Origin of the sequence: Kitasatospora sp. NPDC059812 (assembly GCF_042732075.1) — a bacterium.
Classification (GTDB): domain Bacteria; phylum Actinomycetota; class Actinomycetes; order Streptomycetales; family Streptomycetaceae; genus Kitasatospora.
Window position 1 is genome coordinate 1 of sequence record NZ_JBHWIO010000093.1, and the last position, 15,686, is coordinate 15,686.

Genomic DNA, 15,686 nt, shown 5'->3' on the forward strand with positions numbered 1-15,686 from the left:
GCCGCGTCACCGACCTGCCCGACAACGGCCCCTTCCCCGCCAAGTACGCCCGCCGCCTCGACCCCTTCGCCCACTACGGCACCCGCGCCGCCCTCACCGACGCCGGCCTCACCCCCGCCGACATCGCCCACGTCAACGCCCACGGCACCTCCACCGTGCACAACGACCGCGCCGAAGCCGCCGCGCTGCGCACCGTCTTCGGCCCGCACGGCGTGCCCGTCACCTCCACCAAGGGCGCCATCGGCCACCTCATCGGCGCCGCCGGCGCCGTCGAGCTGATCGCCGCCGTGCAGGCCATGAACAGCCGCCTCGCCCCTCCCACCGCCAACCACGAGCACACCGAACAGGGCCTGGACCTCGACGTCGTCCACGGCACCGCCCGCCCCATCCGCGCGGGCGCGGCCCTGTCCAACTCGTTCGGCTTCGGCGGCCACAACTCGACCCTGGTGGTGACCCCGCTATGACCACGACACCCGCGACCACACCCGCGACCGCGACCGAGCCCGCGACGACGCCCGGGCCCGCGACGACGCCCGCCCACCGCACCGCCCGCACCAGCACCACCGTGACCGCCGACGCCCTGGCCGCCTACCGCACCGCCGCCCGCACCGGCCTGCCCCCCGCCCCGGACGGCGCCGCCGCCCCCGCCCACCCCTTCGTCCTCGCCCACACCCTCGCCCAGCACACCGTCACCACCCTGACCACGGGCGACACCGGCTTCACCGGCGTGGTCCACCTCGCCCAGGAGATCCACACCCACCACCCCCTCACCGCCGGCACCCACGTCGACATCGACGTCACCGTCACCGCCGCCCGCCGCGAAGCCCGCGGCACCCGCCTGGCCCTCACCACCCACCTCACCGACGGCACCCGCACCCTGGCCCACCTGACCACCTCCGCCCTGCTCGTCGGCGCCACCACCATCGAACCCTTCGGCACCCTGGGCCCCGCCGCCCACCCCGGCACCACCCCCGACACCGAACCCCTCACCCTCACCCACACCCTCACCCCCGCCGACGTCACCGCCTACGCCCACGCCGCCGGCGACCTCAACCCCCTGCACCTCGACGACGACGCCGCCCGCGCCGCCGGATTCCCCGCCGCCATCGCCCACGGCATGCACCTGGTCGCCCTCGCCACCGAGGAGATCACCGACCGCCACGCCGACGGCGACCCCACCCGCCTCACCGCCCTGGGCGCCCGCTTCGCCGCCCCCACCACCCCCGGCACCCCGCTGCGCCTGACCCTGCAGCCCTACGACCGGGGCACGGTGGTGCGCTTCACCGTCGCCACCCAGGCCGGCACCGCCGTCAAGGCCGGCTGGGCCGCCCTCACCCCGGCGGGGGAGTGAGACCCCGATGACCACACCCGCCGAACCCGCCGCGCCCGCCGCGTCCACCGCACCCGCCGCGCCCGCCGTGCAGGCCCCGCCGCCGCTGTCGCTGCCCGACGCGTTCACCGCCCACGCCCGCACCCGGCCCGACGCCGTCGCCCTCCTGTGGCACGAGCGCGCCGTCACCTACCGCGAACTCGCCGAAACCGCCGAACGCGAACGGCTGCGCCTGCACACGCTGGACCTCGCCCCCGGCGAGCCGGTGGGCCTGCCCGCCGCCAAGTCCCCCGAGCAGATCGCCCTCGTCCTGGCCTGCCTGATCGAACGCCGCCCCTTCCTGCTGCCCTCCCCGCAGCTGGCCCCCGCCCTGCTCGCGGCCCTGTTCGCCCAGGCCGGCGCCCGCCACCTGCTCGCCCCCCTCGGCCAGGACGCCCCCGCCCTGCCCACCCTGGCCCGCCCCGCCCCCGTGCCCACCCTCGCCGCCGGCACCTCCTTCCTGCTCACCACCTCCGGCTCCACCGACCTGCCCAAGATCGTCCCCCTCGCGCAGGCCGCCGTCGACCGCTTCACCGCCTGGGCCCACGACACCTTCGACCTCGGGCCCGGCCGCGTCGTCGCCAACTACGCCCCCCTCAACTTCGACCTGTGCCTGCTCGACGTGTGGGCCACCCTCGCCGCCGGCGGCACCGTCCTGCTCATCGACCCCGCCCACGCGCTCAACGCCCGCCACCTGCTCGCCCAGCTCACCCGCCACCGCCCGCACGTCCTCCAGGCCGTCCCCCTCGCCTACGCCCTCCTCGCCCAGGCCGCCGCCCAGACGGCAGGCGTCGCGGTGCTGGACAGCGTCGAGCACGCCGCGTTCACCGGCGACGCCATCGACGCCCGCACCCTGGCCGCACTGCCCGCCCTGCTGCCCGGCGCCGCGCTCTACAACATCTACGGCTGCACCGAGACCAACGACAGCTTCCTGCACCGCCTGGACCGCCTGGACGCCACCGCCGCCCTGCCGGTGCCCATCGGCACCCCCCTGCCCGGGGTGCGCACCCTGCTCGCCGCCCCCGACGGCACCCCCGTCACCGGCCCCGGCCACGGCGAACTGTACGTCTCCACCCCCTTCCAGGCCGCCGGCTACCTGGACCGCTCCCGCGACACCGGCCGCTTCACCACCCAGCCCGAAGGCGCCGGGCCCGGACGGCGCTGGTTCCGCACCGGAGACCTGGCCGTCCGCGACGAACACGGCCGCCTGCACCTGACCGGACGCGCCGACTTCCAGGTCAAGGTCCGCGGCGTCGCAGTCAACACCGCCGAGGTCGAACGCGTCCTGCTCGCCCACCCCGAGGTCCGCGAGGCCGCCGTCGCCGCCGCCCCGGACCCGCTGACCGGCAAACGCCTGCACGCCGCCGTCCAACGCGCCGCCGGCTCCGCCCTCAACAGCCTCACCCTGCGCGAACACCTCGCCCGCAACCTGCCGCGCGCCGCCGTGCCCGAACGCCTGGCCATCCACGACGCCCCGCTGCCCAAGACCGCCACCGGCAAGGTCGATCGCAAGGCCGTCCTGCCCACCGCCTGACCAAGCCACCCGGCCCATCACCTGATTACGCCACCAAAACCCCACACACCCAAGGGAGTTGCGAGCCATGAGCAACATCGCCCAGATCAAGCGGTTCCTCATCGAGGAGTTCCTGCCCGACGTCACCCCCGAGCAACTCGCCGACGACCACGACCTGCTCTCCGACGGCGTCATCGACAGCCTGGGCGTCCTCAAGCTCATCGCCTGGGTCGAGGACCACTTCGCCCTGCCCGTCGACGACACCGACCTCGACCCCAACAACTTCCGCTCCGTCACCGCCATCGACGCCTTCATCACCCAGCGCCGCGCCGTCCCGGCCAGCGCCGTGGCAGGCGGCTGACCCGTGCACCCGGCCCTCACCGCCCTGCTCGCCGGGCACGACGTCGACCTGGACACCTGGCGCTCGTGGTGGGACCAGCTGGAGCAGCGCACCCCGGGCCCGGCCCGCGACAGCGACCGGGCCCAGGCCGCGGCCCTGCTGGCCGCCCTCACCACCCGCCTGCCCGCCCCCGACACCCTCGTCGCCTTCACCACCTCCCTGACCGAACGCAGCCCCCACCCCGGCCCCGCCCACCCCGCCAGCGTCAACATCGTCGGCACCGGCGGCGGCCCGGCCACCTTCAACCTCTCCACCGCCGCCGCCCTGACCGCCGCCGCCATGGGCGTCCCCGTCGTCAAGACCGGCTCCCGCGCCTACACCAGCAGCGCCGGCTCCATCGACCTGCTGGAGCGCCTCGGCATCACCCTCACCTCCTCCCACACCGCCACCGCCGACCACCTCGCCCGCCACGGCATCGCCTTCGCCGGCCCCCACGTCTACCCGCCCGCCCTCACCCGCCTGGCCCGCCTCCTGTTCCCGCTCACCCTCAAACCCTTCGGACGCCTCCTCAACACCCTCGGCCCGCTGCTCGCCACCGTGCCCGTCACCGCCCAACTCACCGGCACCAGCGCCACCACCGACCTGCCCGCCCTGCGCCACCTCGCCCCCCGCACCCTGGGGCGCGCCGTGTGGCTGGCCACCAACACCGTCGGCGCCGACGAACTCCTGCCCTTCGCCGACAACACCCTGCACACCCCCGACACCACCCTCCACCTGCCCGCCGGCTCCATCGCCCCCGCCGACGGCACCCTGGCCGACCTCGCCCCCCACCCCGAGGACCTCACCGGCCACTTCCTGCAAGCCCTCGCCGGCCGCGCCGGCCCCACCGCCACCCACACCATCGCCCTCAACGCCGCCGCCCTCGCCCTCGCCTCGGGCCGCCACACCCACTGGCACACCGCCCACACCGCCGCCCTGGACGCCCTGGCCGACGGCGCCCCCCGCGCCCTGGCCGCCCGCCTGCGCGCCGACCACAAGGCCCCCGCCCATGCCTGACACCACGTTCTTCGCCGCCCGCGCCGACGGCCGCCCGCACCTGGCCCTGTTCCTCAACGCCGGAGACCCGCCCGCCCGCCTCACCGACCTGGCCCTCGTCCTGGAGGAGGAAGGCGTTGACGTCCTCGAACTCGCCGTCCCCTTCCCCAACTCGCCCACCGACGGCCCCGTCATCCGCCGCTCCGCCGACCGGGCCCTGGCCGCCGGCACCACCCTGGACACCGTCCTGGACGAACTCGCCACCCTGCGGCCCCAGTTGAAGAACCTGAAGATCGCACTGCTCGCCGACTGGAGCCACAGCCTGCGCGCCGCCGACCCCGCCACCTGCGCCCGCGCCATCGCCCAGGCCGGCGCCGACGCCCTGCTCGTCCACGCCCTGCCGCCCCGCCTGCGCCCCGCCTGGCGCCAGGCCCTGCGCGAGGCCGCCCTGCCCCAGGTCGCCACCTGCTACCCGACCTCCACCCCCGAGGTCCTCACCGCCGCCGCCCGCGATGCCCACGACGCCTACGTCTACCTCGTCGCCCACTACGGCCGCTCCGGCACCACCCCCGCGCAAGGCCACCACACCCTGGCCGCCACCGTCGCCACCCTGCGCGCCGCCGCCCCCGCCACCCCCGTCGCCATCGGCTTCGGCGTCAAAAGCGCCGCCGACCTGGACGCGGTCGCCGCCGCCGGAGCCGACGCCGCGATCGTCGGCTCCGCCGCCGTCGCCCGCATCGAGACCGCCCTCACCGAGGGCCGCGACGCCGCCCAGGCGCTGCGCGCCCTCCTCCACGACCTCCGCCCGCCCGGGCCACCCCAGCCCGCCACGGCCGGACGCACCACCAGCACCACCGCCGTACCGCGCACCACCGCCGTACCGCGCACCACCAGCACGAGCACCACCCCCGGCACCACCAGCACGAGCACCACCCCCGGCACCACCACCCCCGCCCGCTGACACGAAAGGCAGAACCAGCATGCTGATCCGCGACCTTGACGACGTCCAGACCGTCGAGTGGGGCAACGGCCTGTCCCGCCGCTTCCTGGTGGCCGGCGACAACCTCGGCTACACCCTCACCGACACCATCGTCAACGCCGGCACCAAGTCCCGCCTGGAGTACCGCAACCACCTGGAGGCGTGCTACTGCATCGCCGGCTCCGGCGAGGTCATCGCCATGGACGGCACCTCCCACCCCATCACCCCCGGCCGCCTCTACGCCCTCGACCAGCACGACGCCCACTACCTGGTCGCCAGCCCCCACGAGGACCTGCGCCTGGTCTGCGTCTTCTCCCCGGCCCTGCGCGGCGACGAGGTCCACCAGCTCGACGCATCCTCCTCCTCCGCCTACTAGGCGAAGACCCCCCTTCGAGTCACGCGCCGGCGCCCCGCGCGCCGGCCTGCCACCCCGGGCCCCGCACGCGGGCCCGGGAGGAAGGCGGCACGTCCATGATCCGCTGGAACGCCGACCAGCACGCCCTGCGCGAGGGCCTGGCCCGCTTCGGCGACGACCTGAGCGCCGGCCACATCGAAGGCGACGAACAGGCCGCCTTCTCCCACGACAAGTGGCGCCTCGTCCAGAAGACCGGAATCCTGTCCCTGCCCTTCGAGGAACGCTACGGCGGGCTGGGCCAGTCCCTGCTCACCACCATGTACGTCCTGGAGGGCCTGGGGCAGACCTGCCGCGACGGCGGCCTCAACTTCTCCGTCACCACCTCCCTCGCCTCCACCGGCGTCCCCCTCCAGGCCTTCGGCTCACCCGCCCTCAAAGAGGCCTACCTGCCGCGCATCGCCTCCGGCGAGGCCATCGGCGCCCACGCCATCACCGAGTCCGAGGGCGGCTCGGACGCCATGCAGATGCGCACCCGCGCGATCCGCGACGGCGACCACTTCGTCCTCAACGGCGCCAAGACCTTCGTCAGCAACGGCCCCGTCGCCGACGTCATCGTCGTCTACGCCCGCACCCACCCCCAGGGCGGGGCGCTCGGCGTCACCGCGTTCCTCCTGGACCGCGACATGCCCGGCATCAGCACCGGAAACCCCATCAAGAAGATGGGCCTGCGCACCTCACCGCTGTCCGAGGTCTACCTCGACGACGTCAAGGTGCCCGCCTCCCGGGTCCTGGGCCGCGTCGGCGGCGGCTTCCTCGTCCTGGACCACGTCATGAAACGCGAGATCCTCTACTCCTTCATCGTCAACACCGGCGAGATGCAGCACCGCCTGGCCCGCTGCCTCGACTACGCCAAGACCCGCATGTCCTTCGGCAAGCCCATCGGCTCCTACCAGTCGGTCGCCAACAAGATCGTCGACACCAAGATCCGCCTGGAGACCGCCCGCAAGTGGCTCTACGACACGGCCCAGCGCCTGGAGGCCGGCGAGAACGTCACCGTCGACATGGCGATCGCCAAACTCCTCACCAGCGAATCCAACCTCGCCACCTCGCTGGCCGCCGTCCAGGTCTTCGGCGGCAACGGCTACATGTCCGAATACGGGCTGGAGAAGGACGTGCGCAACGCCGTCGCCGGCACCATCTACTCCGGCAGCAACGAGATCCAGTACAACCGCATCGCCGCCATGCTCGGACTCGGCAAGTGAGCGCCCCCGCCCCGCCCCGCCCGCTGCCGCCCGCGCGGCCCCGCCACCTCAAGGTGTGCGGGGCCCGCACCCGCGCCGACCTCACCCTCCTCGCCGAATCCGGCCCCACCCTGGTGGGCCTGTGGCACGGCGTGCCCGGCGGCCCCGCCGAACTCTCCGAACAACACCTCGCCCACCTCGCCGCCACCGCCATCCGCCTGGGCCTGGAACCCGTCCTGGTCACCTTCCTCGACGACGCCGACCAACTCGCCCGCCTCGCCCGCGCCACCGGCATCCGCTGGATCCAGCTCCACGCCTACCAGAACCCCGCCCTCGTCACCGAACTGCGCCACCACCTGCCCTACGCCGTCCTCGTCAAAGTCCTCCACCTCTCCCGCGGCCGCTGCCTGGAACGCCCCTTCATCGGCGCCTTCGAACGCGCCGGCTGCGACCTGTTCCTCCTGGACACCGTCACCGACGACGGCCGCGTCGGCTCCACCGGCCACCCCCTGGCCCCCGCCGACGTCCACACCCTGCTGCCCCGCCTCACCATCCCCTTCCTCCTCGCCGGCGGCCTGAACGCCGCCAACCGCGACACCTACCGCACCGTCACCGACCACCCCCTGTACGCCGGCGCCGACATCGACACCGCCGCCCGCAACCGGGCCGGCGACTTCACCCACGAAGCCGTCACCGCCCTCGCCCACGCCTGGCACCCCCGCCCCAAGGAGGCTCACGTATGAGCGCCCCGCGGTTCCTCGACGCCCTGCTGGCCGCGAGACGCCCCCTGATCATGGAAGTCAAACTCCGCGACCCGCACGGCACCGACCTGCTGGGCCCGCGTACCGTCACCGACCTCGTCACCCGCTACGAACAGGCCGGCGCGCCCTGCCTGTCCGTGGTCACCGGCCGCTGGTTCGGCGGCACCCCCCGCCTGCTGCGCGAGGTCACCGCCGCCACCGACCTGCCCGTCCTGCAGAAGGACTTCCTCACCCGCCCCGCCCAACTGGAGGCCGCCGCCGCCCTCGGCGCCTCCGCCGTCCTGCTCACCGCCGCCCTGCTGCCCGCCACCTCCCTGCACCGCCTGGTCACCACCGCCCTCGCCCTGGGCCTGACCCCCTTCGTCGAGATCACCGGCGAACACGAACTCGCCCACCTGCCCCAGCCCGAACACTGCGTCATCGCCGTCAACAACAAGGACATCCGCACCCGCGAACGCGACCGCGGCGACCTCGGACGCAGCCTGCGCCTGCTGCCCGCCCTGCACGCCACCGGCACCCGCGCCCCCGTCTCCGCCTCCGCCATCACCGAACCCGCCGACGCCGCCCGCCTCCTGGACGCCGGCTACGCGGGACTGCTCATCGGCACCACCCTGATGCGCCAGAGCGACCTCACCGGCTGGCTCACCGACCTCGACACCGCCCGCGCCGGGACCACCGCCCGCGCCGGAGCCGCTGTCCGTGCCGGGGCCGCCGTATGAGCTTCCGTCCGAACCCGCGGCCCAACCCCCGCCTCGCCACCCGCTCCCTGGTCCTGGACGCCGGCGGCATCCCCGTCTCCGCCCTCGTCGCCGAACCCCAGGACCGCGCCCCCAAGGCCGTCCTCCTCGCCATCCACGGCCGCGGCATGCGCGCCGCCTACTTCGCCGGCCCCGCCCACCCCGACACCAGCCTGCTCACCCTGGCCGCCGACCTCGGCTACACCGTCCTGGCCCTGGACCGCCCCGGCCACGGCGCCTCCGCCCACCGCCTGCCCGACGGCCAGCTCATCGCCGACCAGGCCGCCACCCTGCACGCCGCCCTCACCGACTACGCCCGCGCCCACCCCGTCGGCGCCGGCGTCCAGCTCCTCGCCCACTCCTTCGGCGGCAAGATCGCCCTCCACCTCGCCGCCCACTGGCCCGCCGACCCCCGCCTGCCCCTGCTCGGCGCCGACATCTCCGGCCTCGCCCAGCACTACGCCCCCGGCGCGTGGGACCGGCCCGACGACCTCGCCGGCGGCGGCCGCCTCAACTGGGGCCCCCTCGGCCTCTACCCGCCCGGCACCTTCCACGCCGCCCGCACCCTGCTCACCCCCGTCCCCGCCCTCGAATCCCGCGAACTGGCCACCTGGCCCGCCCGCTACAGCGCCCTGGCCGCCCGCGTACGCGTGCCCGTGCGCCTCACCCTCGCCGACCACGAGGCCTGGTGGCGCCTGGAACCCTCCCACCGCACCGCCCTCACCGCCGCCTTCCCCCCGGGCCTGGCCCACCTCGTCACCGCCCACCGCGCCGGCCACAACCTCTCCCTGGGCCACGCCGCCCGCCCCTACCACCTGCGCGCCCTCGCCTTCACCGACGAATGCCTCACCCGCCCCCGGCCCCAGCCCGCCACAGCCGCCCCCGAACCGGCCCTGGCCGCCGCCGGCTGACCGCAGGGTGGGCGATCACCCGCCCTGCGGGCGACATCCGAGCTACTGCGGATGTCATGGCTGCGGCCTACGAGGACGTGCCCTTCAGCGAACTGCTGCACCACCCCGCCGCGACCGCGCGCCGGCTGGACGCCGTCCGCGCGCTACGACTGCGGCGGCGCGACGCGGGGGACCTGGCCCTGATGCGCGTCGAGCAGATGGAACGCGACGCCTCCGTCGTGGACTTCACCTCACGACTGCTGGCGGCGCTGGTACGGACCGGGAACACCGCCGCCCTGCGCCAGGCGCTGCCCGAGGCCCTGCCGTGGAGCACGTTCCTGCCCGCCGAGGACATCGACACCCTGCTCGGCGAGCTCGTGGACACCGCCCGCGGCGCGGTGGCCCTGGACAACCTCGCCCCCATCGCGCTGCTGCTCACCCAGTGGCGCCACAGCGCCGAGGTCCACGCCGACCCCGCCCTGCTCGCCCTGATCACCCGCGAGCCCGACGGCGACCTCGGGCCGGCCGCCATGCCCGAGGCCGCCGAGTAGGTCACTGCGCCATCGCCCGCGCCCATCGGCACGCCGCCGGGGCGCGTGAAGCGGATTGCCTTGGTGCCACGATGTTCTGACGTCGCGTCAGCTCGGTTTGCCCGCCATCGTACTTTGAGCTCGGTTATCTTCGGCCGGCGCCGGACCCGGCCCACCCGGACGAGCAGGACGCCATGCTCGCCGACTACCAGAAGTCCACCGGCGTGCCGTTCACCAACCGCACCCCCGAGCAGATCGCGGCCTGGCTCGACAGCCTCCAGATCCAGCCGCCTGGCCTGGTGCCGATCGACGAGTGGCGTCCGGCGCCCGAGACCGAGCGGGAGCCGATGCTGCTGACGTATGGCGTGCCGGCTCGGAAGCCGGTCGACGGCTGGCGGACTGACTCAGGCAGTCACCTCGGCCGACCGCGCCCGAATTTGCTGGAGGGTCTCGTCGGCGCTTCTCTGTCCGGCCCAGCCCTCGGTGAGGGCGGCGCCGGCGGTGCGGCATTCGCCGTGGAACGTGGCGTATCCGCCGCCGCCCGGCAGCATGAAGTGCGCCTTGAACGCGCTTCGCTCCAAGTTGGTGGTCCCGTGGAACTGAGTGCCCATGAAGTCCGCACGCGCGAACCGGCAGTCACTGAGGTCGAAGTCGATCAGAGTGGCGGCGGAAAGGCTGAGATCGACTCCGTCCCAGAACTGTTCGCGCGGCGGGGAATCCGGCGCCGCCCCGGGGTCGTGAGGGCGGAGGTGGTCGGTGAGGATCTGCTGCGCGGTCCGCCGCAGTCTCAGTTCGGCCACCTGCTCCGCGGTGAGCGCGGCTTCATCGCCGGCCTCGAACGCCAGCGGCGCCCTCAGGAATCCGCAGACCGCGTCGACGATTCGGGCCCGCTGGTCGGCGCGGGCCTGGCCGAGCGCGTCGAGCACGTGCAGTCCGGACAGCCGCACCGCCGGGTCGGCGTCGGCGAGCTGGTGGGCGTAGGGCGCCACGGACTCGTCCGTCACCAGCCGGCCCGGCCCGTTGTCCCCGGGGCGCAGCACCCAGCCGAAGGGCCATTGCTGAGGGCTGAACGACTCTTCCGCGTCGTCGACTTCCGAAGCGTCGTCTTCGTCGGCGACAGTGTCCGCGGTCGCGCCGGTGAGATCCACGCTCGGCTGGTCGAGATGGACCTGATCGCCGAACCAGGCGTCGCCGAACTCCGCATCCGCCCCGAACCGTGCCTTCCAGAACCAGGCCGGACCGTGGAATCGCGCGCTGCGAAAGGACACCCGATCCCGGAAGCAGGTGCCGTCGCTGCCCTCGTACCAGGTCTGGTAGTCCTCTTGAAGCACGGCGCTCGGCCAGTTGGGATCGGCCTCGTTCGGCTCGCGCCAGGGGATCTGCACGCCGAACGGATCCGGCTTGTCAGAGGGCAGGTCGCCGTCCTCGTCGAACTCTTCGAATCGGGGGTCGTCCTCCTGGACGGACTCCTCACCACGGCCGAACCAGGCCATATTGTCGAACCGGGCGCCGGCGAAGCCGGCCGGGGAGTGGAACCGCGCCAGCCCGAAGTGGGCGTCTGCGCCGAACCTGACGTCGGCGAACGACGCCTCGCCTTCGAACACGGCCCGCGCGAAGATCGCGTCGTCGCGGAAGTGAGCGCCGTCGAAGACGCAGCGGCCGCGGAAGTGGGTGTCCGCGAAGACCGTCGGGCCGAAGGAGCAGCCGCTGAAGTCGACGTCCGGCAGTACGGCGCCTTCCAGGGCGAAGACGAGGTGGTCTCCGCCCCGCGCCAGCGCGACAAGAAGCGCGACAGCACTGTCGGCAGCTTCCACAACCGTGCCGCGCAGGTAACGGCACACGGCGTCGGCGGCAGGCTGGCGCAGCGCGGGATGTGCCCGGGCGAGTACCTCAAGCTCCTGCAAGCCGGCGTGGTGCGTGTCGGCGCCCGGCCCCGCCAAGCAGTCGGCTATCCGCTGGAACTCCCCGGAGGCGTCCGGTTCCGTCGGTGATCCCATGCCGCCAGACCCTAGCGCAGCACCGCGTTGACCCTTCGGGGTTCATGTGGCTTTGAGCGGGGAGCCGTCGTAGGCCCAGCGGTAGGCCTAGTCGGTGCCGAATTCGCCGGTACGGACGGCGGTGACGAAGGCCTGCCAGGCGGCGGAGGAGAAGAGGAGGGCCGGGCCGTCGGGGTCCTTGGAGTCACGGACCGGCATCACGCCGGTAAAACCGTCAGCGACCTCCACGCAGGTTCCTCCGTTGCCGCCGCTGTACGAACTCTTTCGCCAGCGAGCGTCAGTCAGATTGACGTCCATTCCAGATCCCTCCGTACCGCGCGGATCATGGCCACTGAGTCGGCCTGGTTCATGGCCTCGACCACGAGGCGATCGTAGCTCCTGGTCAGCGCCAAAACTGACTGGATGTCCCGGTCGATGTAACCGCGCTGCTCGATCTCGCCGTAGCTGAGAACTTTGCGGTTCGGCATGGTAAGGAGTTGCACCACGCGCGTGAACGGCCGGTTCTCGCCCAGAGAGTACGGCGCCACCTGGATGACCACGTTGGGCCGATCGGCCAACTGTTCAAGGTGGAGCAGCTGCTCGATCATGACGTCCCGGCCGCCGACGAGTCGCCTCAGGCAGCTTTCGTCCAGCACCGCGTGCAGGACCGGAGGTGGAGTCCGCTCCAGGATGTGCTGTCGGGCAAGCCGGAAGTTGATACGTTCATCGGCCTGTTCTGGGAGTGCGGCGCCTTGCCTCGCGTATCCCGTCTCAATCGCGGTTGCGTACGCGCGAGTCTGCAGGAGCCCTGGGATGACGTTGATCTCGAAGATCTTGATCTGCTCCGCTCGGGCCTCGTAGTTGGTGTACTCCGGGAAGCCCTCCAACAACGCGGTGTGCTTGAGCTGCCAGTACATCAGTACCAGCGTGCCGCCGGTCCTGAGCTCCTGGTCGGCGAGCTCCGCCAGCTGCAGGCTCGGGGGCCGGTGTGCAAGTTCGACGTAGGACAGGTGCGATGCGGTGCACCCGACCTTCTTCGCCAGTTGGACCTGGGTGAGCCCAACTGCTTCGCGTGACCTGCGGAGTTGAACTCCGAAGGCGGCCCACGGGGACGAGGTCGGGTCGATGGTCTTCTTGTTCATGGAGCTTCCCCAACTCACGGCTGGCCTGACTGCAAGTCGCATATCACTTCCGATGCTAGATGACGCCAGGCCATCATGTGCACAGAACGTGAAACGCTGATTGCGGAAGGTTATTCCCATGGCCGATGCCCAAGTTCCCCGCCACCACGGCTACGGCGTGCGCTGGGACACCGGGGCCCGCCTCTACCGGGTCCGCAACGAGGTCACCCGGGAGTGGCTGCGCCAACCGGACGGTGAGCTCAGCGGGTTCAGCTCCTTCTCCGACGCCTGGGGCACGTGGCGCGTCTTCGAGGTCCACAAGCGGCCGGGGGAGTGAGAGCCGGACGCATGACGGCTGAACTCCTCGCCCGCCTCCTGTGGTTGGCGGGCTTCTCCCTCGTACTCCTCGCCGCCCTCAGAAGGTGAACCGCCCGATGCGTGACCCCCGTCTGCTCGCCAAGCCGCCGGTGTGCCGGCTCGGCTGCCTCGTCCTCGTGCGCAACCCGCGCGGTGACGTCCTGCTCGTCGACCCGGACTACATGGACGGGCTGATCCTGCCCGGCGGTGCCGCGAAGCCGAACGAGCCCCCGCACCTTGCCGCCGCCCGCAACCTGCACGCCGAGACCGGGCTCAACCTCCGTCTCGCCGACGTCCTCGCGGTCGACTTCACCCCCGCCGACCGCTACCTGGAGCGCCTCAACCTGGTCTTCGACGGCGGCACCGTGCATGACGACGTCCGCCTCACCATCCCGCCCCGGCACCGCAGCGGCCTGTTCGGCGCCCGCTTCGTCCCCGCCCGCCAACTCCCGGACGTCATGGCGCCCTCCCAACTCGCCCGCGTCAGCGAGGCGTTGGCGGGCCGCGCGCTGCCCGTCCTCCTCCACGGACAGCGCGCGACCTGAGGACCGCCGTGCTGGTTCACCGCGCGCCGGCGGCCTCCAGGATCGCGGACAGCCGCGACAGGCATTCGCCGACAAAGCCGGGATAGGTGCCCCAGTAGTACGACAGCCCGCCGACCCCGACGCCGACCGCCCACGCCCGGGCCCGCAGCCACGTCACGTCGTCGAGGCCGAGGGCGTCCCAGTACGCCTGGCGGGCCGGGGACGGAAGGTCCCACACCGTGGCGTGCTCGGCGTCGGGAAAGCCGACCGACAGGCATCCGAAGTCGATGACCGCGTGCAGCCTGCCCTGCCGGACGAGCAGGTTGGAGGGTTTCAGGTCGCCGTGCAGCCACACCTGGCGGCCGGACGCCCCGGGCAGGGCGAGCGCGCTTCGCCACAGGTGCCGCAGGTGCTCGATGTCGAGGTCCAGGCCCGGGATCGTCCGGCACTTCTCGAAGCATGCGGTGATCGACTCGTCGCTGTCGCGCAGGTCGCCTCCGCGGTACCAGCTGAGCGCGCCGTGGCGGACGGCCCCCATGAGTGGGGCGCCGTGCAGGCCCTGGACGACCGCCGCCAGGTCGGCCCCGAAGGCGGGCCAGTCGGTGACCGACCCCGGGCCGGGCTCCTCGCCGTCGATCCAGCGGTACACCGACCAGGGGAGCGGGAACGCGGCACTCGGTGTCCCGGCGTGCACCGGCTCCGGGACGCGGCACGGCAGGTGCGGTGCCAGCCGCGGCAGCCACGTCTGCTCCTTCCGCACGGAGTGCGCGCTCTGCGCGGTGCGCGGCAGCCGCACGAGCAGGTCGTCGCCGAGCCGGTACATCGTGTTGTCCGTGCCCGCGCCGGCCGGCGAGACGGACAGGCCGGCCCAGTGCGGCCGCTGCTCCCGGAGCAGGGAGCGGACGACCGCCTGGTCCGCGAAGACCTCGTTCTCGTGAAGCGTCACAGTGAGAGCCTTCATGCCGGGCCCCGCCGCCGCCAGCGATTTTCCCGAGACCGCTGCTGGGGACCGGCACCGGGACGGCTTGGTCGGCGAGGCCGGAGAGTTCGGGGTGCTCGTCCATCCAGGTGCCGCCGCCGTCGGGCTGTGGGACGCCCACGTACGGGGCGCGGTGGGAGCCGGGGACGATCCAGGTGCAGCCGGTCTCCACGGTGGCGTCCTCGAAGTACCCGACGGCGGTGAGCAGACCGCGGGTGGGCTGGGACGCCGGCCCGCCCGTACGCCCCGGGTCAGAGGAGCCCGAGGCGGTCCAGGGCGAGGTAGGCGGCGGCGGTGTCGGTCATCTGGCCCCTGCGCAGCACGGTGGAGCGGAACTCGGGCAGGGGCAGGGTGACCACGTCGATGAACTCGGTGCGCTCCGGGGTCGGCTCGGCGACCTTGGCGCAGCCGGTGGCGTAGAAGGCGAAGCGCAGGGCGGTGGAGTAGGCGTCGTGCCAGTACGGGCCGGCCGCGTGGACCTCGCCCTGGTAGCCGGTCTCCTCCAGCAGTTCGCGGGCGACGGCCTCGGCTGCCTCTTCTCCGGGTTCGATGAAGCCACCGGGTAGTTCGTACAGCACGCGGTCGGGGCCGGGCCGGTACTGGCGGGCGAGGATGACGTGCTGGTCGGGAGTGAGGGCGAGCACGGCACCGGTTGGGCGCTCGCGTTTGAGGTAGAACTCCTCCGTCCGTCCGTCGGGCAGCTCGAAGTCGACGCGTTCCACGGACCGGCCGAACTTGCTGAACATGGTGGTGCGTTCGATCTCGCGCCATGACGCGGCGGGGTGGGTCATGGCTGGACTGTACGGCTCCGGCCTGACTCCGGGCGCTCGTTGGAGCCGCCCAGGCCTCCGCGCTCGCTGCCGCCGTCGGCTCCGCCCGCCCGGCCTCCGCCCTCAACGACATGCGCAACAGCGAAAAAGGGGGGTGGGGGGGGGGCGGGGGGGGGCGCGCCCCGCGCGCCGCGGGGGGGGGGGGGGGC

Annotated in this window: 18 protein-coding genes and 2 pseudogenes; 15 read left to right on the forward strand and 5 right to left on the reverse strand. The window is 73.2% G+C overall.

Annotated features, from left to right (window positions below; translation table 11 throughout):
- The 13 genes and pseudogenes from ACFV6D_RS32375 to ACFV6D_RS32435 form a co-directional block, all read left to right on the forward strand.
- A pseudogene (locus ACFV6D_RS32375) lies at positions 1 to 464 on the forward strand (hypothetical protein); the annotation flags it as partial.
- Complete coding sequence (locus tag ACFV6D_RS32380) at positions 461 to 1,351, forward strand: MaoC family dehydratase (RefSeq protein WP_380562331.1); 891 nt, start codon at positions 461 to 463, stop codon at positions 1,349 to 1,351. The pseudogene ACFV6D_RS32375 and the gene ACFV6D_RS32380, both read left to right, overlap by 4 nt.
- 7 nt (positions 1,352 to 1,358) lie before the next feature.
- Positions 1,359 to 2,903: an AMP-binding protein gene (locus ACFV6D_RS32385; protein WP_380562333.1), complete on the forward strand. Its 1,545-nt coding sequence runs from the start codon at positions 1,359 to 1,361 to the stop codon at positions 2,901 to 2,903.
- Positions 2,904 to 2,970: 67 nt separating this feature from the next.
- Positions 2,971 to 3,243: an acyl carrier protein gene (locus ACFV6D_RS32390; RefSeq protein ID WP_063352985.1), complete on the forward strand. Its 273-nt coding sequence runs from the start codon at positions 2,971 to 2,973 to the stop codon at positions 3,241 to 3,243.
- 3 nt (positions 3,244 to 3,246) lie between these two features.
- On the forward strand, positions 3,247 to 4,278 hold the full coding sequence (locus tag ACFV6D_RS32395; protein ID WP_380562335.1) for a hypothetical protein: 1,032 nt from the start codon (positions 3,247 to 3,249) through the stop codon (positions 4,276 to 4,278).
- Entirely contained in the window at positions 4,271 to 5,218 is a 948-nt protein-coding gene (gene trpA / locus ACFV6D_RS32400; protein WP_380562337.1) for a tryptophan synthase subunit alpha, read from the forward strand. Before ACFV6D_RS32395 ends, trpA begins: the two co-directional genes overlap by 8 nt.
- Before the next feature lie 19 nt (positions 5,219 to 5,237).
- Entirely contained in the window at positions 5,238 to 5,612 is a 375-nt protein-coding gene (locus tag ACFV6D_RS32405) for an ectoine synthase (protein ID WP_063352982.1), read from the forward strand.
- 95 nt (positions 5,613 to 5,707) lie between these two features.
- On the forward strand, positions 5,708 to 6,853 hold the full coding sequence (locus tag ACFV6D_RS32410; protein WP_063352981.1) for an acyl-CoA dehydrogenase family protein: 1,146 nt from the start codon (positions 5,708 to 5,710) through the stop codon (positions 6,851 to 6,853).
- Positions 6,850 to 7,575 carry a hypothetical protein gene (locus ACFV6D_RS32415; RefSeq protein ID WP_079136661.1) on the forward strand — a complete coding sequence of 242 codons (726 nt, stop codon included), beginning with the start codon at positions 6,850 to 6,852 and terminating at the stop codon, positions 7,573 to 7,575. The genes ACFV6D_RS32410 and ACFV6D_RS32415 overlap by 4 nt, the downstream gene beginning before the upstream one ends.
- A complete protein-coding gene (locus ACFV6D_RS32420; RefSeq protein ID WP_380562339.1) occupies positions 7,572 to 8,312 on the forward strand; it encodes an indole-3-glycerol-phosphate synthase in 741 nt (246 codons plus the stop codon). Before ACFV6D_RS32415 ends, ACFV6D_RS32420 begins: the two co-directional genes overlap by 4 nt.
- On the forward strand, positions 8,309 to 9,241 hold the full coding sequence (locus ACFV6D_RS32425) for an alpha/beta hydrolase (RefSeq protein ID WP_380423723.1): 933 nt from the start codon (positions 8,309 to 8,311) through the stop codon (positions 9,239 to 9,241). The genes ACFV6D_RS32420 and ACFV6D_RS32425 overlap by 4 nt, the downstream gene beginning before the upstream one ends.
- Positions 9,242 to 9,297: 56 nt before the next feature.
- Positions 9,298 to 9,771 (forward strand): hypothetical protein, encoded by a 474-nt coding sequence (locus ACFV6D_RS32430; protein ID WP_380562341.1) that lies wholly within the window; start codon positions 9,298 to 9,300, stop codon positions 9,769 to 9,771.
- Between the two features lie 164 nt (positions 9,772 to 9,935).
- Positions 9,936 to 10,085, forward strand: a pseudogene (locus tag ACFV6D_RS32435) (SAM-dependent methyltransferase); the annotation flags it as partial.
- 69 nt (positions 10,086 to 10,154) lie between these two features.
- Here ACFV6D_RS32435 and ACFV6D_RS32440 read toward each other — a convergent pair.
- From ACFV6D_RS32440 to ACFV6D_RS32450, 3 genes are all read right to left on the reverse strand, one after another.
- Complete coding sequence (locus ACFV6D_RS32440; protein WP_380562343.1) at positions 10,155 to 11,747, reverse strand: pentapeptide repeat-containing protein; 1,593 nt, start codon at positions 11,745 to 11,747, stop codon at positions 10,155 to 10,157.
- A gap of 87 nt (positions 11,748 to 11,834) precedes the next feature.
- The gene (locus ACFV6D_RS32445; RefSeq protein ID WP_380562345.1) at positions 11,835 to 12,044 is read right to left on the reverse strand and encodes a DUF397 domain-containing protein; all 210 of its coding nucleotides are present in this window, start codon (positions 12,042 to 12,044) and stop codon (positions 11,835 to 11,837) included.
- Positions 12,029 to 12,868, reverse strand: coding sequence for a helix-turn-helix domain-containing protein (locus ACFV6D_RS32450; protein WP_380562347.1), 840 nt, complete (start codon positions 12,866 to 12,868; stop codon positions 12,029 to 12,031). The genes ACFV6D_RS32445 and ACFV6D_RS32450 overlap by 16 nt, the downstream gene beginning before the upstream one ends.
- 118 nt (positions 12,869 to 12,986) lie before the next feature.
- Here ACFV6D_RS32450 and ACFV6D_RS32455 point away from each other — a divergent pair, with 118 nt between their 5' ends.
- The gene (locus ACFV6D_RS32455) at positions 12,987 to 13,184 is read left to right on the forward strand and encodes a hypothetical protein (RefSeq protein WP_380495482.1); all 198 of its coding nucleotides are present in this window, start codon (positions 12,987 to 12,989) and stop codon (positions 13,182 to 13,184) included.
- Between the two features lie 97 nt (positions 13,185 to 13,281).
- Positions 13,282 to 13,749: an NUDIX domain-containing protein gene (locus tag ACFV6D_RS32460; RefSeq protein WP_380562349.1), complete on the forward strand. Its 468-nt coding sequence runs from the start codon at positions 13,282 to 13,284 to the stop codon at positions 13,747 to 13,749.
- Between the two features lie 16 nt (positions 13,750 to 13,765).
- Here the strand turns inward: ACFV6D_RS32460 and ACFV6D_RS32465 are convergent, their stop codons facing one another.
- Together ACFV6D_RS32465 and ACFV6D_RS32470 are read right to left on the reverse strand one after the other, a co-directional pair.
- Positions 13,766 to 14,674 carry an aminoglycoside phosphotransferase family protein gene (locus tag ACFV6D_RS32465; RefSeq protein WP_380562351.1) on the reverse strand — a complete coding sequence of 303 codons (909 nt, stop codon included), beginning with the start codon at positions 14,672 to 14,674 and terminating at the stop codon, positions 13,766 to 13,768.
- A gap of 284 nt (positions 14,675 to 14,958) precedes the next feature.
- Positions 14,959 to 15,498 (reverse strand): NUDIX hydrolase, encoded by a 540-nt coding sequence (locus tag ACFV6D_RS32470; protein ID WP_380423731.1) that lies wholly within the window; start codon positions 15,496 to 15,498, stop codon positions 14,959 to 14,961.
- Positions 15,499 to 15,686 lie beyond the last annotated feature (188 nt).